Source organism: Pseudomonas sp. B611, assembly GCF_055407965.1.
In genome coordinates, this window is record NZ_JBUZST010000007.1 from 63,583 (window position 1) to 83,853 (window position 20,271).

A 20,271-nucleotide genomic window follows, 5' to 3' on the forward strand; every position below is an offset into this window, starting at 1 on the left:
TGGCCTTAGGGTGGACCTTTGTTTAGCTACGCGACAAGGACGCTTTTCGATGACGGATAAACGTGATTTGAGTGCAGTCACAGAGCCTGTGACTGAAGATGAACTGCTGGCCGTACTGCTGGACATGACCGGTGACCTGGACAAAGCCCGCGTGCTGCGAAAGACCTTGCCCACCTGGTTGGTCGAGGCCAAGCCCGCCACGCTTGCGGCCCTCGAACAGGCCCATCGCGACAGTGAGCAACCGCGCAAACAGGTCAAGGCGTTGCTGTCGCGCCTGCAACCCCTGCATCAGTTTTGTGTGGAGCGCCTGCACACGTTTTTGCTCAGCAAGGGGGTTGCCAGTGTTGATGTGGAGCGCGATCAGCTGGAGGTGATCACGCGTCAAGTCACTGGCTTGATGCCGCCGTTGTCCGGCCCCTTGATCGAAACAGTGACCTGGGAAAAAACCAGCCTGGTGCAAGCGGCCATGCACAACTTCGATGCTGCCAAGGCCCGCAGTGGAGGGATGGCCGCGGGGACCGTCGTTCGTTCTGCGGCCACGCGCAAAGAGGTAGCGGGGCTGAGTGCCGCGCAGTTTGTCGATTACTGCCGTGAACTGGACCTGGGAGAGACCTACCAGCGCCATATACGGCAGGTCTTTGACTTGCCTGCCCCGTGGGGGGCACCCGCCCAGTCGGGGTTGGGGTACAACGCCGCGTCCGTGCAGATGGGACGCGCGAAATTGCTCGATATGCAGATTGACCTGCACATCGCCTGTGCACAGGGGCACGTCAACGAAGCGTTGGGTAAACGGTTGCTCAAGCTGATCAAGGCTGATCGCCCCGCCAACGACCTGGCGTATTTGAGCCCGCTGGAAAAACCACTGATCTGGCAGGGGATGAACATCGACGATGCCTGCCTCTGGGGTGTGTTGGTGGTCTGCGACGATGAGCCCGGCCAGTTGGGCGGGGGGACGATCCTGGTGTATATGCCCAACGAGCCCGTCCGGCCCTGGTACGAGTATGAGACGCTGGAAGATTTCAAGCGCTACCTGACCTTGAAACTGCAAGTCACTTCCTACCGCACCGCGTTTGCCCGCTACCTGGATGAGCACGAACGCGTGGGTTTTTTCCAGCGCTTCGACAAGGGGCGCACATTGGGCCAACTGGAGCCCGTACCGGTCACGAGCAATTTTTCCGAATTCTTTTTCAATGCCTTCACCGGGAAGCTGCAGCGTGATGCCCTGGCCCTTGCGGTGCCCACGGCGCAGGTCGATGAGGATGCCGACCAGGCGCGCTGGCAGGCTTACTTCGACGCAGGGCTGGACCTGCTCAACGTGGCGTCCTTTGTGGTGCCGGTACTGGGCGAGTTGATGTTGGGCGTCGCCGTCGGGCAACTGCTGGGGGAGGTGTTCGACGGCGTCGAAGACTGGCTGCACGATGACAACGCAGAGGCGTTGGGGCACCTGGTTAATATCGGCGAAAGCCTGGCCGCCATGGTGGCGTTCGCAGCAGCAGGCCGGGTGGTGGGGACGCTCAAGGCCAGGGTGACGTCGGCAGGTTTTTTCGACAAGGTTGAGGCGATTGCTCGTTCCGATCACCGCCCGGCACTGTGGCGACCGCGGTTGGCGCCTTATCGCCAAACGTTGCCCATCGGCACGCCGTGGGCAACCAACAGCAAGGGCATTTGCCAGGCGAAGGGCCAGTCGTGGATCAAAATCGACGGTTCGGTCTATTCAATTGGTTACGACCCGGGTATGGGTCAGTGGCGTATCAACCATCCGACACGTGCGCAGGCTTATCGCCCGGCGCTGAGGCACAACAACCGGGGCGGGTGGCAACATGCGTTCGAGCAACCCGAGCAATGGCGAGACCAGATCTATGCCTTGACCCGACTCGACCCTGAATTGGAAGCACTGTTGCCGAAAGACACCCGGGCGATAGCCGCGATCAGCGATACAAGCCACACCCAGGCGCAACGCCTGGCGATGGAGCAGGGTACTTTGACGCAACGGTTCGAGGATATGTGGGTACGGTTCAGGCAGCATCAAAAAGTCGCCCGCTTGATTGGTCAGCTAGAACTCGGTGAAACGCCCACAGCCGACACCGCACGTACGCAGATGCTGGCGATTCCAATGATGTCGGGGTGGCCCAAAGGGCGATTTATCGAACTGCTCGATGACGAAGATTATTTGCTTGAAAGTTATCCGGATGTGAGCCCCTTCGATTATGAGGACCTTAGCGTTCATCTTACACAGCGTCAGCTCCAGGAGGGTCAAGTCATGGAGACGGTGTTGCAGGCACTCACCGCCGAGGAACGTAAAGGGCTACTGGGCGAAACGGTCGCCTTGGACAAGGCTGCGGCGGTGTTCCAGCGTCGATTGCTGGCGACGCTCAAAAACCGCCGGCAATCACTGACGCAGAAGCTCTACGAAGAGCAGGAGGGCGACGCTCAGGGGGCGCTGGTTGTATTCAAGAACGCTTATCCGCAGTTGTCCAACCGCGTCGCCTGGGAGTTGCTGAGTCAGGCCACCGACAGTCAGCGCCGCGCCCTGGACCTGACCGGACGATTGCCCCTGAGCTTGGCCGAGCGTGCATCAGGCGCCTTCGCGCGCCAGCGTGAAGACATCGCGATTGCCGGCCTGTACTGGCCAGAACAGGCCGTGCCGGACACTCGGCGTCTTGCCTTGGGCGTGTTGCGGGAGCTACCGGGCTGGCCTCGCGACCTGTTCATGCAATTGCGCGAAGGCAGTGTACGTGGCGAAGTGCTTGACGCGATGGGTGACCCCCTGGCCAGTTTACGCCGCACGCTGGTGCAGACGGCTGATGGTTTCCAGGCCTTTGATGAGACATCTCAGTCACTGGATACAGTGGCTGGCGGCTCTCTGGGTTTTTATCAGGCATTGGTGGATGCCTTGCCCCAGCGTTCCCGCATCCCCCTTGACCTCTTAGAGGCGCGAGCGTCACAGCGCCTGCTCAGCCGGATTCGCCAGCACACGCAGGAGCATCGGCCGCGCGTAGCGGCGTATTTGCGCGGGGAGGTTGAGGATATCGAGGCGCCAGCCTTGTCCTGCGTCCAGGCCGCGCCTGCCGGGGCAGGGGCGACGGAGCCCGCGCTGTTGCGCAAGGTGCGAAAGCTCTACGCACGGCTCGATGACAGCGAGCTGGCCAACATTATCCAGGATGCAGGTGTCGATCATCTGAGTCGGGCCAAAGCCATCGAAGCGTTGCAGCAGCAGTTTGAGACATTGCACCGCACGTTGAAAATCTGGCGCAGTGACCGCGCCACCTACAAATCTCAGGGTTCGCCGCTCTGGGGTTATCGCTTGAGTCGACACCAAGTGCTCAAGACCATCGAGCAGGGGTGGAGGCGCATGACCCAACAGTTTGATCATCACCATCGAAATGTGGAAAGCCTGTCCCTCGATGGCATGCTTCACGATCCTCTGCCGATCCTGCCGGCGCAGGTTCGTTTTGATCATGTGAAACTGTTGTCATTGGGGAACATGGGCCTGGACGACGCCGTCGCGTATTTCCTCAAGCACTTCAAGAACGCGATGTTTGTGAACCTGGCAGACAACAAGATCACGCGGTTCCCGGAGGTGCTCTCGCAAATGAAGCAGTTGGAATACGTGTGCCTGGCCAATAACGCCCTGCAATTGACCGAGCACACACGGGCGACGCTCGCCGGGCTGCGCAGCCTTCAGGTGCTGAATCTGAGCAACAACCCACTGCAGGACCCGCCGGATGTGAGCCGCATGTTTGTCATGCGCGAGCTGAACCTGCGTAATTGCCGACTCAAGGAGTTTCCCAAGGGCGTGGCTCGCTTGCCTTATCTGGAGAATCTCGACCTGCGGGAGAATGACATCACCACCCTGCCCGAGTGGTTGCTCCAGGTACCCCGTAGTTACGCCCAAACCGTCAATTTGCGGCATAACCCGCTGGATGTGCCCAGCCAGTTGCTGCTGCGCGATTACCGTCGCACCCACGGGGTAGGCATGGGGTATCTGGAGGACGATATTGCCCGCTTGACCGAACAAAAGGCCCGCGATTTGTGGTTGGCCGATGACCGAGTTGAAGGATTTGCCGAGAAAGACCGCACCTGGGCCGGCCTCAGGGACGAGCCGGGCTCCGATGGCTTGTTCAATCTGCTGGCCGAGCTCGGTGGCGCGGCAGACAGCTCCCAAGTGCACGAAGACATGGACCGCCGCGTCTGGACTGTGCTGGAAGCGGCTGCTGGCGACAGTGAATTGCGCGAAGGGGTGTTCCAGCGAGCGGCCACTCCGCTCAATTGCGATGATGCGGCGGCAGTCAGTTTCAGTGCGCTGGAGGTATTGACGCAAATTCGCCAGGCCGAGCAGCTTGCCGCCACAGGGCAATTGACGGCCACGCCATTATTGAAGCTGGCCCGTGGCCTGTTTCGCCTCGATCAACTGGAACGGCTTGCGCATAACCATAGCCTTGAGCACCCGCTGGCTGATCCATTGGAGGTCCACCTGGCGTTTCGCACTGGGCTGGTGGACCGCTTTCATTTGCCTGGGCAGCCTCGGCACATGCGCTTCGCGTCACTCGGTGGGGTGACAGCCAGCGACTTGAATGAAGCGGAGTTCCAGATCAAGGCGGCGGAACTTTCGCCACGCTTATTGCGATACCTGGTGGAGTTGCCGTTCTGGCAGCAATACCTCAAGCGCAGGCACTCTGCCGGTTTCGAGGCTTTGAATGAGCCATTCGACGAGCGCATGAGTGCGGTGTTCGACCAGAGCCTGACTCTGGATGACACGGACTACCGTGAACAGATGAACGCCATCCTTCAAGAGCAGGTAGCGGCTGAAAACAAAGAACTGGATCGCCTCACCCAGGAGGCATTGAAACGGGAAGACCTGGGTGGGTGCTTGATGCCCTAGGTTTTTTTGGCAGTGCTGCGCACCAGGGTACGCACCGCGAACCGGTTGGGGTGGCATGCTTCGGCCACACCGCGCGGCACCGGCAAGGGCTCATTATCGAGCCAGGCCGCCAGCAGTTCGGCAGACAGCGGCGCGGTGATCAGGCCCCGGGAGCCATGGCCGCTGTTGACATACAGCCCGTCCTGCCAGGGACACGGCGTGTCCGGAACCCAGCGCGCGTCCTTACTCAGAGCGGCATAGGCTTGGGTGAAGGCCGCACTGTCGGCCAGCGGGCCCACAATCGGCAAGTAGTCCGGGCTGGTGCAGCGGAACGCGGCGCGGCCTTGCAGGGTAGCTGGGTCGAGGGTGTCGGCGTGCAGGCGTTGGGCAAGGTCTGACGAGATGTCCCGGAGCATGGCCAGGTTGCCGGCATGGTCAGCGGTGGTGGGCGTGAGGTCTTCGTTCTTGAAATCAAAGCTGGCCCCAAGGGTATGTTCGCCCAGGCGCGGTGGGGCGACGTAGCCTTCGGCGCACACCACGGTGGCCAGGGCCTGGCTTTGCGCAGTCTGTGGCAGCCGGGTTATTTGCCCACGAATGCGCTTGAGAGGCAGGTCGGTGAAGCGCTGGACCTCGGCGGCACCGGCCAGCACCACCACCGGCGCGCTGGCGAGCAGGCGTTCGCCGTCCCAGGCCTGCCAGTGATCGTCGGCTTTGCGCAGATCAAGTACATCGTGATGGGCCAGCACGCTGACTCCGGGTTGGCTGGCTTGCCAGTGGCACAACGCAGGTGGATGCACCCAACCGCCTTCGGGGAAAAACAGCCCGCCATGTTCAAGGGCAATGCCGGCTTTAAGCTGGGCCTCATCGCGGTCGAGCAGGTGCAGCAGGTCCGGTGCAAAGGCATCGGCGAGCTGCGCCTGGCGCTGGGCTTCCTTGGCATCGAAGGCCAGTTGCAGCACGCCGCAGCCGTCCCAGTCGACGCCACGGTGCAGGTGTTCGAGGAGGCGTCGGGTGTGGCCGAAACCAGCGACGATCATCTGCGACAACGCCGTGCCGTGGGCGGATAGCTTCAGGTACAGCACGCCTTGGGGGTTGCCGGATGCCTCCTGGGCGAGGGCGTGGTGGCGTTCCAGTACGGCGACCTGCCAACCCCGCGCTGCCAGGCTGGCAGCCGTGGCGCAACCGGCCAGGCCGCCACCGATCACCAGGGCCCGGCGTTCGCCTTTACCTTGCGCGGCGCGGGCGAACCAGGGCTTGGTAACGGTCGGTTGCGGTGTCTCTTCGGGCCAGCCGAGAAATTCGCCGCGCAGGATCTCCCACTTGTGGCCGATGCCCGGCGTGCGTTTCATCTTGAACCCGGCCGCGTTGATCAGCCGCCGTACCCAACCTGTGCTGGTAAAGGTACTGATGGTTGAACCTGGCGCCGCGAGGCGTGCCAATTCGGCAAACAGCTCGGCGGTCCACATCTCCGGGTTTTTTGCAGGCGCGAAACCGTCCAGAAACCAGGCATCGATCTGCGCATCGAGCTGGGGCAATTGCTCCAGCACGTCGCCGATCAACAGGGTCAGGGTCACGCGGCCATTGCCCAGCACCAGCCGTTGGAAACCCGGGTGGATGGCAATGTACTGGGCCAGCAGTTGTTCGGCGAACACTGCCAGCTCTGGCCAGAGGGCAAGGGCGCGTTGCAGGTCGGCATGGTTCAACGGGTACTTTTCCACGCTGACAAAATGCAGCCGTGCACCGGCCACCGCGTGTTGTTCGAACAGCTGCCAGGCGCAGAGAAAATTCAGGCCGGTGCCGAAACCGGTTTCGCCAATCACCAATCGCCCGTCCGCCGGCAGAGCCGCAAAGCGCTCCAGCAAGCGGTTTTGTTCAAGGAACACATAGCGGGTTTCTTCAAGGCCCGACTGGTCGGAGAAGTAAACGTCGTCGAAGACCCGCGAGTGCGGGCGGCCTTGGTCATCCCAGTCGAGCTGGGCGTGGGTGATGGGGGTCATGGGCGGCTCATAGTTTGAAGCAGGTAAAGACAAGGCGGCCATTCTAGCCGATCAATGGGCAATGAATTGACCCATGGCAAGCACCGGTGGAATTTCCTCCCGCGTATTGCTGCCCAATCCGCTAGTCTTGAGCCATCTTGAAACGGAGCTGCCCATGTTCGAATCCGCCGAAATCGGTCACGCCATCGACAAAGACACCTATGACGCCGAGGTGCCCGCCCTGCGCGAGGCCCTGCTGGAAGTGCAGTACGAGCTGCAACAGCAGAAGCGTTTCCCGGTGATTGTCCTGATCAACGGCATCGAAGGCGCCGGCAAGGGCGAGACCGTCAAGCTGTTGAACGAATGGATGGACCCGCGCCTGATCGAAGTGCGCACCTTCGACCAGCAGACCGACGAAGAACTGGCCCGGCCACCGGCCTGGCGTTACTGGCGCCAGTTGCCCGCCAAGGGCCGCATGGGAGTGTTCTTCGGCAACTGGTACAGCCAGATGCTGCAAAGCCGCGTGCATGGGCAAATCAAGGATGCGCGCCTGGACCAGGCCATCGCCGGTGCCGAGCGCCTGGAAAAGATGCTCTGCGACGAAGGCGCGCTGATCTTCAAGTTCTGGTTCCACCTCTCCAAGAAGCAGATGAAGGCGCGGCTCAAGGCCCTGGCCGACGACCCGCTGCACAGCTGGCGCATCAGCCCGCTGGACTGGCAGCAGTCCGAGACCTACGACAAGTTCGTGCACTTCGGTGAACGCATCCTGCGCCGCACCAGTCGCGACTATGCACCGTGGCATGTGATCGAAGGCGTGGATGCGCATTACCGCAGCCTCACCGTGGGCAAGCTGTTGTTGGAAGGCATGCAAAATGCCCTGAAGCTGCCCAAGGGCAAGGCCAGCGGCATGAACCCGGCGCCGCTGATTGCGTCGGTGGACAAGAAAAGCCTGCTCGACAGCCTCGACCTGACTCAGCGCTTGGAGAAGGATGATTACGAAGAACAGCTGATCACCGAGCAGGCGCGGCTGTCCGGCCTGATGCGCGACAAACGCATGCGCAAGCACGCGCTGGTCACGGTGTTTGAAGGCAACGATGCGGCGGGCAAGGGCGGTGCGATCCGCCGGGTGGCGGCGGCGCTGGACCCGCGTCAGTACCACATCGTGCCGATTGCCGCGCCCAGTGAAGACGAGCGCGCCCAGCCGTACCTGTGGCGCTTCTGGCAGAAGATTCCGGCGCGCGGCATGTTCACCGTGTTCGACCGTTCCTGGTACGGCCGCGTGCTGGTGGAGCGCATCGAGGGCTTCTGCACCCGCGCTGACTGGATGCGCGCCTACGGCGAGATCAATGACTTCGAAGAGCAGTTGCGCGACGCCGGCGTGATTGTGGTCAAGTTCTGGCTGGCAATCGACAAGCAGACCCAGCTTGAGCGTTTCCAGGCCCGTGAGGACATCCCGTTCAAGCGCTTCAAGATCACCGAAGACGACTGGCGCAACCGCGACAAGTGGGACGATTACCGTGCGGCGGTCGGCGACATGGTTGACCGCACCAGCACTGAGATCGCGCCGTGGACATTGGTGGAAGCCAACGACAAGCGTTGGGCACGGGTCAAGGTGTTGCGCACCATCAACCTGGCGCTGGAAGAGGCCTTCGAGAAATCCGACAAGCACGATAAGAAAGGCAAGAAGAAGTAGGCCTATCTATGGGGTGAATGATCGTCGCGGTGGGAATCAGCTGGATCTATGCTCGATCCATCTCCCAACAACGACAAGATCGAGGTAGCCCATGCGTGAAGTAGTGATCGTCGACAGCGTGCGAACCGGCCTGGCCAAATCCTTTCGCGGCAAGTTCAACCAGACCCGCCCGGATGACATGGCGGCCCATTGCGTCAACGCGCTGCTCAGCCGTAACGGCATCGACCCGGCGACGGTGGAGGATTGCATCGTCGGCGCCGGCTCCAACGAGGGCGCCCAGGGCTACAACATCGGGCGCAATGTGGCGGTGTTATCGCAGTTGGGCACCGGCACGGCGGGTATGACCCTCAACCGTTTCTGCTCATCGGGCTTGCAGGCGATTGCGATTGCGGCCAACCAGATTGCCTCGGGGTGCAGCGACATCATTGTCGCTGGCGGTGTCGAATCCATCAGCCTGACGATGAAAAGCGTCAACACCGACAACCTGATCAACCCGCTGCTTAAAGAGCAGGTGCCGGGCATCTATTTCCCCATGGGACAGACGGCCGAAATCGTCGCGCGGCGCTACAGCGTCAGCCGCGAAGAACAGGACCTGTACGCCCTGCAAAGCCAGCAGCGCACCGCCCAGGCCCAGGCCGACGGTCTGTTCGACGATGAAATCGTGCCGATGGCGGTCAAGTACAAGGTCGAGGACAAAAACACCGGCGCGGTGCAGATCCTCGACGGCGTGGTGGATCGCGACGACTGCAACCGCCCGGACACGACCTTGGCCAGCCTGCAAGGCTTGAAGCCGGTGTTCGCCGAAGACGGTTCGGTGACGGCGGGTAACTCGTCGCAACTGTCCGACGGCGCCTCGATGACCCTGGTGATGAGCCTGGAGAAAGCCCTGGAACTGGGGCTCAAGCCGAAGGCGTTTTTCCGTGGCTTTACCGTGGCCGGTTGCGAGCCTGACGAGATGGGCATCGGCCCGGTGTTCTCGGTGCCCAAGCTGCTCAAGGCCAAGGGCTTGCAGGTGGCGGACATTGACCTGTGGGAATTGAACGAAGCGTTTGCGTCGCAGTGCCTGTATGCGCGTAATCGGTTGGAGATCGATAACGCGAAGTACAACGTCAACGGTGGCTCGATTTCCATCGGGCACCCGTTCGGCATGACCGGTTCGCGGCAGGTGGGGCATTTGGTGCGGGAACTGCAGCGGCGCAATTTGCGTTACGGCATTGTCACCATGTGCGTGGGCGGCGGCATGGGCGCCACGGGCCTGTTCGAAGCCGTACGCTAAACCCCACTGGGAAAAATGAGGCCAGTGTGGGAGCTGGCTTTTGTGGGAGCTGGCTTGCCTGCGATAGCATCACCTCGGTACATCTGACTCACCGAGGTGTCTGCATCGCAGCGGTGCGGCGATCCGACAAGCCAGCTCCCACATTTGATTTGTGGTGTGCTGGAAAAAATCGCTCGCCAAGGTACCCCTTCGTCCACCTAGAATGCCCGCTCTACTTCCTCTGGCTTCTGGGGCACTCATGCACATCTCTTCCGGCCGCTGGGTCTATGGTTTTCTCCTGACCCTGTTGACCGCGCTGCTCTGGGGCATTCTGCCGATCAAACTCAAGCAGGTGTTGCAGGTGATGGACCCGATCACCGTCACCTGGTTTCGCCTGACCGTCGCCGGCGGTTGCCTGTTCATTTACCTGGCGCTGAGCAGACGCTTGCCCCGTCTCAATGTGCTGGGGCCCAAGGGCGGCTGGCTGGTGGGCATGGCCGTGTGCGGCCTGGTGGGCAACTATGTGCTGTACCTGGTGGGCCTGAAAATGCTCAGCCCCGGCACCGCGCAACTGGTGGTGCAGATGGGCCCGATCTTTCTGATGATCGCCAGCGTGTTTGTGTTCAAGGAGCGCTTCAGCCTGGGGCAGGTTGTCGGCTTGATCGTGCTGATCTGTGGCTTTGGCTTGTTCTTCAATCAACGGTTGGAGGAGTTGCTGACGTCCCTTGGCGCTTACACCGCCGGCGTGCTGACCATCCTGCTGGCCACCACCATTTGGGTGTTCTACGCCCTCGGCCAGAAGCAGTTGCTGACGGTGTGGAATTCGCTGCAAGTGATGATGGTGATCTACCTGTGTTGCGCGGTGTTGCTTACGCCGTGGGCACATCCGCTGGAAGCCCTGGACCTGAGCCCGCTGCAAGGCTGGCTGTTGCTGGCCTGTTGCATGAACACCCTGGTGGCCTACGGCGCGTTTGCCGAAGCGCTGGCGCATTGGGAAGCCTCGCGGGTCAGCGCGACCTTGGCGCTGACGCCGTTGGTGACGTTTGTCGCGGTGGCCCTGGCAGCCTGGTGGTGGCCAGACTTTGTGCAGGCCGAAGACATCAACGCCCTGGGCTATGCCGGGGCGTTGGTGGTGGTGCTGGGCTCGGCGACCGTGGCGCTGGCGCCGTCGTTGATTGCCGGGCTCAAGGCCCGGCGGTTACGCATGGCGTCTTAAGCACCCAGCATGTTTTCCGGGCGTACCCACTGGTCGAACTCGGCATCGGTGAGGTAGCCCAGCGCCAGCGCCGCTTCCCGTAGCGTCAGCCCTTCTGCGTAGGCCTTCTTGGCGATCTCGGCGGATTTGTCGTAGCCGATATGCGGGTTGAGCGCTGTCACCAGCATCAGCCCGCGCTCCAGGTGCTCGGCCATCTGCACGGCGTCGGGCTCAAGCCCGGCCACGCAGTGTTCCTGGAAGTTGTTGCAACCGTCGGCCAACAAACGGATCGATTCCAGCAGGTTGTGGATGATCACCGGCTTGTACACGTTCAATTGCAAATGCCCCTGGCTGGCGGCGATGCCGATGGTCACATCATTGCCCAGCACCTGGCAGGCCAGCATCGACAGTGCTTCGCACTGGGTCGGGTTGACCTTGCCCGGCATGATCGAACTGCCGGGCTCGTTGGCCGGCAACTTGACCTCGGCGAACCCGGCTCGCGGGCCGGAGCCCAGCAGGCGCAGGTCGTTGGCGATTTTCATCAGCGCCACCGCCAGGGTTTTCAGCGCGCCGTGCAGGGTTACCAGCGGCTCATGCCCGGAGAGGGCGGCGAACTTGTTTGGCGCGGTGACGAAAGGAAAGCCGCACAACGCCGCCAGCTCGGAGGCAATCGCCTCGCCAAAACCATGGGGCGCATTCAGGCCGGTGCCCACCGCTGTGCCGCCCTGGGCCAGCTCGCACACGGCGGGCAGGGCGCTGCGCACGGCGCGTTCGGCGTAGTCAAGCTGGGCGATAAAGGCCGAGAGTTCCTGGCCGAAGGTGATCGGCGTGGCGTCCATCATGTGGGTGCGGCCGGTCTTCACCAGCTTCATGTGCTGCGCTGCCTGTTCGGCGAGGCCGCCGGACAGCGTGGCAATCGCCGGCAACAGGCGCTGGTGCACCGCTTGCACGGCGGCAATGCTCATCGCCGTGGGAAAGCAGTCGTTGGAACTCTGGGAACGGTTCACATGATCGTTGGGATGCACCGGGCTCTTGCCGCCACGGGGTTTGCCCGACAGTTCGTTGGCGCGGCCGGCAATCACTTCATTGGCGTTCATGTTGCTCTGGGTGCCGCTGCCGGTCTGCCACACCACCAGGGGGAACTGGTCGTCATGCTGGCCTGCGAGCACTTCGTTGGCAGCCTGCTCGATCAGGCGGGCGATATCGGCGGGCAAGTCGCCGTTGCGGCTGTTGACCCGTGCGGCGGCCTTTTTGATCAGGGCCAGGGCGTGCAATACCGCCAGGGGCATGCGTTGCTCGCCGATGGCGAAATTCACCAGCGAGCGTTGGGTCTGCGCGCCCCAGTAAGCGTCATCCGGGACTTGTACTTCTCCCAGGCTGTCGGTTTCGATACGGCTCATCGGGCACTCTCCTTGATAGCGGTTTGCGCAGTTTAGGCCGTGATTGGCCTGTGGGGTTCCCCAAAAGACGTTTCATCGGGTTCATCCCTCGAGAATCCTTGCCCGGCAAGGCTCGGGGTTGAGCCGCGAGGTTTTTTAGGCGCAGAATGGGCGCCCTTGGGGTCTTACCTCGCCTGCTAGAAAAGGAAACTCGATGACTCGTCTTCGTGCCATCTGTACCGCGGTTGCTCTGGTTTGCGCCAGCGGCCAGGTTCTTGCCGATACCGCCAGCCACAACGCCAGTGCCGAAGCCTTCCTTACCCTGGCCCATGCCGACAAGCTGGGTACCCCGGTGTACATGCAAGTGCAGCAAATGTTCGCCCAGCGTTTCGAACAAACCAAGGCGCCCGCCGCCAAGCAGTCCGTACTGGACAGCTACCAGGCCAAGGCCAACGCTGCCCTGGACCAGGCGATCGGCTGGCCGAAGCTGAAGCCGGACATGGTCAAGCTCTACACCACCAACTTCAGCGAATCCGAACTCAAGGACCTGGTTGCCTTCTACCAGTCGCCACTGGGCAAGAAAGTCCTGGAAAAAATGCCGCAACTGACCCAGCAATCGGCCCAGATGACCCAGCAAAAGCTGGAAAGCGCCGTGCCGGTGGTGAACAAGCTGTTGGACGACATGACCAACGAGCTGGCGCCAAAAGCCGCCGCACCGGCCAAGAAGAAGTAAGCAGGAATGACCATGCAACAGCGTATCGAAACGGCGCTCGCCGCCTTGAGCCCGCAGCATTTGAGCGTGCTGGACGAAAGCCACATGCACAGCCGTGGGTTGCAGACCCACTTCAAGGCCGTGCTGGTCAGCCCGCGGTTCGAAGGGCTTAACCGCGTCAAGCGCCACCAGACGGTCTACGCCACCCTGGGTGACCTGATGAGCGAGTTTCATGCGCTGGCGCTGCATACCTACACGCCTGAAGAATGGGCGAAAATCGACGCAGCCCCGGCCTCGCCGACCTGCGCTGGCGGACATTGACGGGTTATCCCTGATAGAATCCGCAACGCGCCGCTTAGCCGGCGCGTTTTTTTTGCATCCGGTTCACCCTTTACGAGGGTAGCCACCTGGAGAGAACACCCATGACTCAACCAATTGTCGTGGCGGCACTGTATAAGTTCGTCACCCTCGAAGATTACGTCGCCCTGCGCGAGCCACTGCTGCAGGCGATGGTCGATAACGGCATCAAAGGTACCTTGCTGATCGCCGAAGAAGGCATCAACGGCACCGTTTCCGGCAGCCGCGAAGGCATTGATGGCCTGATGGCCTGGTTGAAAAACGACCCACGCATGGTCGATATCGATCACAAAGAGTCGTACTGCGACGACCAGCCGTTCTACCGCACCAAGGTCAAGCTCAAGAAAGAGATCGTGACCCTGGGCGTCGAAGGCGTCGATCCCAACAAAAAAGTCGGTACCTACGTTGATCCGCAGGATTGGAACGCGTTGATCAGCGACCCGGAAGTGCTGTTGATCGACACCCGCAACGACTATGAAGTGTCGATCGGCACCTTTGAAGGCGCGATCGACCCGAAAACCACCAGTTTTCGCGAATTTCCCGACTATATCAAAGCCAACTTCGACCCGGCCAAGCACAAGAAAGTCGCCATGTTCTGCACCGGCGGCATTCGTTGCGAGAAAGCATCGAGCTATATGCTCAGCGAAGGCTTCGATGAGGTCTACCACCTCAAGGGCGGCATCCTGAAGTACCTCGAAGAGGTGCCGCAGGAAGAAACCAAGTGGCAGGGCGACTGCTTTGTTTTCGACAATCGCGTGACCGTGCGCCACGACTTGAGCGAAGGCGACTACGATCAATGTCATGCCTGCCGCACACCGATCAGCGCCGAAGACCGCGCATCCGAACACTACGCGGCTGGCATCAGCTGTCCACATTGCTGGGATAAGCTGCCGGAGAAGACCCGCCGTAGCGCAATCGACCGGCAGAAGCAGATTGAATTGGCCAAGGCCCGCAATATGCCGCACCCGATTGGCTTCAACTATAAGCAATCACCTTCCGAGGCCTGAGCCATGTCCGCGCGCCTGCTCTATGTAATGGACCCGATGTGTTCCTGGTGCTGGGGGTTTGCCCCGGTGGCCGAAGCGCTGGTGGAGCAGGCCCGCGCCGGCGGTGTGGACGTGCACCTGGTGGTGGGCGGCTTGCGCACCGGCAGCGGTGCGGCACTGGAGCCGACGACCCGGCGCTACATCCTTGAACACTGGCAGGCCGTCACCGACGCCACGGGCCAGCCGTTCAAACGCGAGGGTGCATTGCCCGACGGTTTTGTCTACGACACCGAGCCTGCGTGCCGCGCCATTGTCACCGCGCGCAGCCTGGCGCCGGATTGTGCGTGGACCTTGCTGGGGCTGATCCAGCGCGCGTTTTATGTCGAGGGCCGCGACGTGACCCTCGCCAGCGTGCTGGTGGAGCTGGCCGAGCAGGCGGGCATCCCGCGTATCGAGTTCGCCGGGGCGTTCGACCGTGCCGAGCAGCATGCCGCGACCGCCGCCGATTTCACCTGGGTGCAGGACTTGGGCATCGCCGGTTTCCCGACGCTGCTGGCTGAGCGCAATGGTCAACTGGCCTTGCTGACCAACGGTTATCAGCCGCTGTCGGAGCTTTCGCCGCTGTTGGGTCGATGGCTGGAGCGAGCAGCCTGTGCATGAGCCCGCTCAACGCACTGATCGGCTGACCTGGGCGGAAATTCGCCGCCTGGCCCTGCGTCACAAGAAATCCCTGTGGATCGCCAATGGTGTTGCCGTGCTGGCGACGCTGTGCAGCGTGCCCATTCCGCTGTTATTGCCCTTGCTGGTGGACGAAGTGCTGCTGGGCCACGGCGATGCCGCGCTGAAGGTGATGAACCACGCGTTGCCGCTGGGTTGGCAGAAAGCCGCTGGGTATATCGGCTTGATGCTGCTGGTGACCTTGTGCCTGCGCTGTGGTGCGCTGGTGTTCAACGTGGTGCAGGCGCGGCTGTTTGCGCGGCTGGCCAAGGACATCGTGTATCGCATCCGCGTGCGCCTGATCGAACGGCTCAAGCGCATTTCCCTCGGTGAATACGAAAGCCTGGGCAGCGGCACCGTCACCACGCACCTGGTCACCGACCTGGATACCCTCGACAAGTTCGTCGGTGAAACCCTCAGCCGCTTCCTGGTGGCCATGCTCACCCTGGTCGGCACCTCGGCGATCCTGGTGTGGATGCATTGGCAACTGGCGTTGCTGATCCTGTTGTTCAACCCGTTGGTGATCTACGCCACGGTGCAGTTGGGCAAGCGCGTCAAGCACCTGAAGAAACTGGAAAACGACAGCACCTCGCGGTTTACCCAGGCGCTGACCGAAACCCTCGATGCCATCCAGGAAGTGCGCGCCGGCAACCGCCAGGGCTTCTTCCTCGGACGCCTGGGCCAGCGTGCCCAGGAAGTACGTGACTATGCGATCCATTCGCAGTGGAAAACCGACGCCTCCAGCCGTGCCAGCGGCTTGCTGTTCCAGTTCGGCATCGACATCTTCCGTGCGGCAGCGATGCTCACGGTGTTGTTTTCCGACCTGTCCATCGGCCAGATGCTCGCGGTGTTCAGCTACCTGTGGTTCATGATCGGCCCGGTGGAGCAACTGCTCAACCTGCAATACGCCTACTACGCGGCGGGCGGAGCGCTGACGCGGATCAACGAGCTGCTGGCGCGGGCCGACGAGCCGCAATACGCCGGTGGCGAAGACCCGTTTACCGGGCATGAAACCGTCGGTATCGAAGTGCGCGGCCTGGATTTCGGCTATGGCGAAGACTTGGTGCTCGACCAGTTGAACCTGGCCATTGCGCCGGGGGAAAAGGTCGCGATTGTCGGTGCCAGCGGTGGCGGCAAAAGTACCCTGGTGCAACTGTTGCTCGGGCTGTATACGCCGCAGGCCGGGAGTATCCGGTTTGGCGGTGCAACCCAGCAGGAAATCGGCCTGGAGACGATTCGCGAGAACGTCGCGGTGGTGCTGCAACACCCGGCCTTGTTCAATGACACCGTGCGCGCCAACCTGACCATGGGCCGTACCCGCAGCGATCAAGCCTGCTGGCAGGCACTGGAAATTGCCCAGCTGGATGCTACCGTCAAGGCTCTGCCGATGGGCTTGGACAGTGTGGTGGGGCGTTCCGGGGTGCGTTTCTCCGGTGGGCAGCGGCAACGCCTGGCGATTGCGCGCATGGTGTTGGCGGAGCCGAAAGTGGTGATCCTCGATGAGGCGACCTCGGCCCTCGACGCGGCCACCGAGTACAACCTGCACCAGGCGCTGGCGCGGTTTCTCAGTGGGCGTACTACACTGATCATCGCCCACCGCTTGTCGGCGGTTAAGCAGGCAGATCGAGTTTTAGTGTTTGACGGCGGTCACATTGCCGAGGATGGCGACCACCAGCAGCTGATTGCCGAGGGTGGGTTGTACGCCAAGCTCTATGGGCATTTGCAACAAGTACGTTGATTTGAACTGGGCTGTGCTAACGGAAGCGGATGTTCGCGTGCGTATCAAGCAGTGCATGTGCAAGGGACTTCATGAAGCAAAAGCGAACTCTCGGAACGCCTCGGCTGTTGGGCATTGTGTGGCCCTTCATCGCCGTCGTGCTGTTCCAGGCATTGTTGGGCTGCGTCAGTCTCTACGTGCTTTCAGCAGTGCGCGGGTACGTAGCAGGCGAAAGCTTGTGGTCCAAGGGCCAGAAGGACGCCATCTACTACCTCACTCTCTACGCCGATAACCGCGACGAAGCCACGTTCCTCAAGTACCAGCAGGCCATCGCCGTGCCCCAGGGCGGGCATGAGTTGCGCATCGCCTTCGACCATTCCACCCCGGATATCGCCGCGGCCCGCCAGGGCATCCTCAAGGGCGGCAACCATCCTGATGATGTCTCCAGCCTGATCTGGCTGTACCTCAACTTTCGCCATTTCAGCTACCTGGAAAAAGCCATCGAACTGTGGACCGTGGGCGACGGCTACCTGGTGCAACTGGATGACCTGGCCCAGGAGATGCACCGCGCGATCCGCTCGGACCACGTCAGCGGCAACGACGTGCGGCAGTGGAAGGCGCGCATCATTGCCATCAATGACGGCGTGACCCCGGCCGCCAAGGCCTTCAGCGATGCCTTGGGCGAAGGCTCGCGGATGATCCTGCGGCTGTTGCTGACCACAAACCTGGCTACCGCCCTGGGCCTGATCGCGCTGGCGCTGTTGCGCACGCGCAAACTGTTGACCCAGCGCCATGCGTTCGCCGACGCGTTGCAGGCGGAAAAGGAGCGTGCGCAGATTACGCTGGAGTCGATTGGCGATGGCGTGATCACCACTGACGTTGACGGTGCCATCGCCTATATGAACCCGGCCGCCGAGGCATTGACCCACTGGAAATCGGCCCAGGCCCAAGGCTTGCCGCTGGCTGCGCTGTTCAATCTGCTCGATGAAAACGCCGAGCCCGATGGTTTTACCCTGATCGAACACATCATCAAGGGCCAGCTCAGTGGCGGTAGCGAGCATTCCAAGCTGATCCAGCGCCTGGATGGCAGTACGGTCTCGGTGACGCTGGTCGGCGCGCCGATCCGCAGCGCCGGCAAGGTCAGCGGTGCGGTGCTGGTGCTGCACGACATGACGCAGGAGCGCCAGTACATCGCCAACCTTTCATGGCAGGCCTCCCACGACGCCTTGACCGGCCTGGCCAACCGTCGTGAGTTCGAGTTCCGCCTGGAGCAGGTGTTGCACCACGTTGGCCGTCAGCAAAACCCACGGCACGCGTTGATGTTCCTCGACCTGGACCAATTCAAGCTGGTCAACGACACCTGCGGGCATGCGGCCGGCGATGAGTTGCTGCGGCATATCTGTGCGCTGTTGCAATCGGACCTGCGCGAAGGCGACACCTTGGCCCGGCTGGGGGGCGATGAGTTCGGCATCCTGCTGGAAAACTGCCCGGCGTCGGTGGCGGAAAAAATCGCCGAGAGCCTGCGCCATACGGTGCAAAGCCTGCATTTTGTGTGGAAGGGCCGGCCGTTCATGACCACCGTGAGCATTGGCCTGGTGCATATTTCGCACGTGCCGACCACCCTGGAAACCTCGCTGCGGGCGGCGGACATGGCCTGCTATATGGCCAAGGAGAAGGGGCGTAACCGGGTGCAGGTCTACCATGCCGATGACTCGGAGCTGTCCCTGCGTTTTGGCGAGATGGCCTGGGTGCAACGCCTGCATATGGCCCTGGAAGAAAACCGCTTCTGCCTGTACGCCCAGGAAATCTCACCGCTGGGGCATACCGATGGTGGCACTGGCCATGTTGAAATCCTCCTGCGCCTGCACGATGAGGCGGGCCGCATTATTCTGCCCGACAGCTTTATTCCGGCCGCTGAGCGTTACGGCCTGATGACGTCGCTGGACCGTTGGGTGGTGGAGAACGTGTTCAAGATCATCGCCAACTGCATGCGTGAGCGGCCGGGGCGGCCGATGGCGATGTGTGCGATTAATCTGTCAGGCATTACGATTGGCGATGACGACTTTCTCGGCTTTTTACGTGAGAAATTCGCGGCTTACAGTATTCCGCCAACGATGATCTGTTTTGAAATAACTGAAACCAGTGCTATTGCCAATCTGGGCAGCGCTATTCGCTTTATTAATGAACTCAAAGCGTTAGGTTGTCACTTCTCGCTCGACGACTTTTGTGCCGGAATGTCCTCGTTCGCTTATCTCAAACATTTACCTGTAGACTTCCTGAAGATCGATGGAAGTTTCGTAAAGGATATGCTGGACGACCCGATTAACCGCGCCATGGTCGAAGTGATCAACCACATCGGCCACGTCATGGGTAAGCGCACAATTGCCGAATTTGTTGAAACACCCCATATCGAACAGGCTCTACTTGAGATAGGTGTGGACTACGCTCAGGGCTATCTGATCGAGCGCCCGCAATTGTTTACCTTTGACAGCTTGCAGTGTCGACCTGTGCGGCCGCAGCCTCTGCTGTTCAAGGCGCCCGGCACATTCCGCTGAAACCTCTGCTGGTCTGTACTATCACACTTAAAAAGGAGCCTTATAGTGATCGACACATTCAACAGAACCGGCCCGCTAATGGAAGCCTCGAGTTACCCCGCCTGGGCGCAGCAATTGATCCAGGACTGTAGCGAGAGCAAGCGCCGCGTTGTCGAACACGAACTGTACCAGCGCATGCGCGATAACACGCTGAGCGCCAAGACCATGCGTCACTACCTGATCGGTGGCTGGCCCGTGGTTGAGCAGTTTGCCTTGTACATGGCACAGAACCTCACCAAGACCAAGTTTGCCCGTCATCCTGGGGAGGATATGGCGCGGCGTTGGCTGATGCGCAATATTCGCGTGGAGTTGAACCACGCCGATTATTGGGTGCATTGGGCCCGCGCCCATGGCGTCAGCCTGGAGGAGTTGCAGGCGCAGAACGTCCCGCCGGAACTGCACGCCTTGAGCCACTGGTGCTGGCACACCAGCTCAGCCGACTCGCTGATCGTGGCCGTGGCCGCGACCAACTACGCCATTGAGGGGGCGACGGGGGAGTGGTCCGCCGTGGTCTGTTCTACCGGAGTCTACGCGGCTGCCTTCCCCGAAGAAGAGCGCAAGCGTGCAATGAAGTGGCTGAAGATGCATGCCCAGTACGATGACGCCCACCCGTGGGAAGCGCTGGAAATCATCTGCACCCTGGCCGGCATGAACCCGACCAAGGCCTTGCAGGCAGAGCTGCGCCAGGCCGTGTGCAAGAGCTACGACTACATGTACCTGTTCCTGGAAAGCTGCATGCGTCTGGAGAAAGAGAAAGAGAAAGAGAAAGCGCCAGCGGCGGTGCGTGAGCGCCAGGTGCGCGTCGCCAGCGAAGCGTGATGTGACCCGT

Annotated in this window: 13 protein-coding genes; 11 read left to right on the forward strand and 2 right to left on the reverse strand. The window is 61.4% G+C overall.

The genetic code is table 11. The features are described 5' to 3' along the window. Positions 1-49 precede the first annotated feature (49 nt). Positions 50-4,882, forward strand: coding sequence for an NEL-type E3 ubiquitin ligase domain-containing protein (locus tag ACZRMO_RS17090; RefSeq protein ID WP_463973580.1), 4,833 nt, complete (start codon positions 50-52; stop codon positions 4,880-4,882). Here the strand turns inward: ACZRMO_RS17090 and mnmC are convergent. Next, positions 4,879-6,858 (reverse strand): bifunctional tRNA (5-methylaminomethyl-2-thiouridine)(34)-methyltransferase MnmC2/FAD-dependent 5-carboxymethylaminomethyl-2-thiouridine(34) oxidoreductase MnmC1, encoded by a 1,980-nt coding sequence (mnmC, locus tag ACZRMO_RS17095; RefSeq protein ID WP_463973581.1) that lies wholly within the window; start codon positions 6,856-6,858, stop codon positions 4,879-4,881. The two genes, ACZRMO_RS17090 and mnmC, sit on opposite strands and share 4 nt — an antisense overlap. 154 nt (positions 6,859-7,012) lie before the next feature. Between mnmC and pap the strand changes: the two genes are divergently transcribed. From pap to ACZRMO_RS17110, 3 genes are all read left to right on the forward strand, one after another. Next, a complete protein-coding gene (gene pap, locus ACZRMO_RS17100; protein WP_463973582.1) occupies positions 7,013-8,530 on the forward strand; it encodes a polyphosphate:AMP phosphotransferase in 1,518 nt (505 codons plus the stop codon). 91 nt (positions 8,531-8,621) lie between these two features. Beyond that, on the forward strand, positions 8,622-9,806 hold the full coding sequence (locus ACZRMO_RS17105; protein ID WP_463973583.1) for a thiolase family protein: 1,185 nt from the start codon (positions 8,622-8,624) through the stop codon (positions 9,804-9,806). A gap of 238 nt (positions 9,807-10,044) precedes the next feature. After that, complete coding sequence (locus tag ACZRMO_RS17110) at positions 10,045-11,001, forward strand: DMT family transporter (protein ID WP_463973584.1); 957 nt, start codon at positions 10,045-10,047, stop codon at positions 10,999-11,001. On the opposite strand, the gene ACZRMO_RS17115 is transcribed toward ACZRMO_RS17110, so the two are convergent. Then, positions 10,998-12,380 carry a class II fumarate hydratase gene (locus tag ACZRMO_RS17115; RefSeq protein WP_463973585.1) on the reverse strand — a complete coding sequence of 461 codons (1,383 nt, stop codon included), beginning with the start codon at positions 12,378-12,380 and terminating at the stop codon, positions 10,998-11,000. The genes ACZRMO_RS17110 and ACZRMO_RS17115 overlap by 4 nt on opposite strands. A 193-nt stretch (positions 12,381-12,573) precedes the next feature. Here ACZRMO_RS17115 and ACZRMO_RS17120 point away from each other — a divergent pair, with 193 nt between their 5' ends. The 7 genes from ACZRMO_RS17120 to ACZRMO_RS17150 all read left to right on the forward strand — a co-directional run bounded on the left by ACZRMO_RS17120 (position 12,574) and on the right by ACZRMO_RS17150 (position 20,261). Then, the gene (locus ACZRMO_RS17120; RefSeq protein WP_124525803.1) at positions 12,574-13,092 is read left to right on the forward strand and encodes a DUF2059 domain-containing protein; all 519 of its coding nucleotides are present in this window, start codon (positions 12,574-12,576) and stop codon (positions 13,090-13,092) included. Positions 13,093-13,098: 6 nt separating this feature from the next. After that, complete coding sequence (locus tag ACZRMO_RS17125) at positions 13,099-13,392, forward strand: BolA family protein (protein ID WP_463973586.1); 294 nt, start codon at positions 13,099-13,101, stop codon at positions 13,390-13,392. Between the two features lie 101 nt (positions 13,393-13,493). Then, a complete protein-coding gene (gene trhO, locus ACZRMO_RS17130) occupies positions 13,494-14,435 on the forward strand; it encodes an oxygen-dependent tRNA uridine(34) hydroxylase TrhO (RefSeq protein WP_124525801.1) in 942 nt (313 codons plus the stop codon). Between the two features lie 36 nt (positions 14,436-14,471). Further along, positions 14,472-15,074, forward strand: a complete 603-nt coding sequence (locus tag ACZRMO_RS17135) for a DsbA family protein (protein WP_463973725.1) — start codon at positions 14,472-14,474, stop codon at positions 15,072-15,074. After that, the gene (locus ACZRMO_RS17140) at positions 15,067-16,869 is read left to right on the forward strand and encodes an ATP-binding cassette domain-containing protein (protein WP_207044920.1); all 1,803 of its coding nucleotides are present in this window, start codon (positions 15,067-15,069) and stop codon (positions 16,867-16,869) included. The genes ACZRMO_RS17135 and ACZRMO_RS17140 overlap by 8 nt, the downstream gene beginning before the upstream one ends. A gap of 71 nt (positions 16,870-16,940) precedes the next feature. After that, positions 16,941-19,403 (forward strand): EAL domain-containing protein, encoded by a 2,463-nt coding sequence (locus tag ACZRMO_RS17145; RefSeq protein WP_463973587.1) that lies wholly within the window; start codon positions 16,941-16,943, stop codon positions 19,401-19,403. Positions 19,404-19,481: 78 nt separating this feature from the next. Next, positions 19,482-20,261 (forward strand): TenA family transcriptional regulator, encoded by a 780-nt coding sequence (locus ACZRMO_RS17150; RefSeq protein ID WP_463973726.1) that lies wholly within the window; start codon positions 19,482-19,484, stop codon positions 20,259-20,261. Positions 20,262-20,271: the final 10 nt, after the last annotated feature.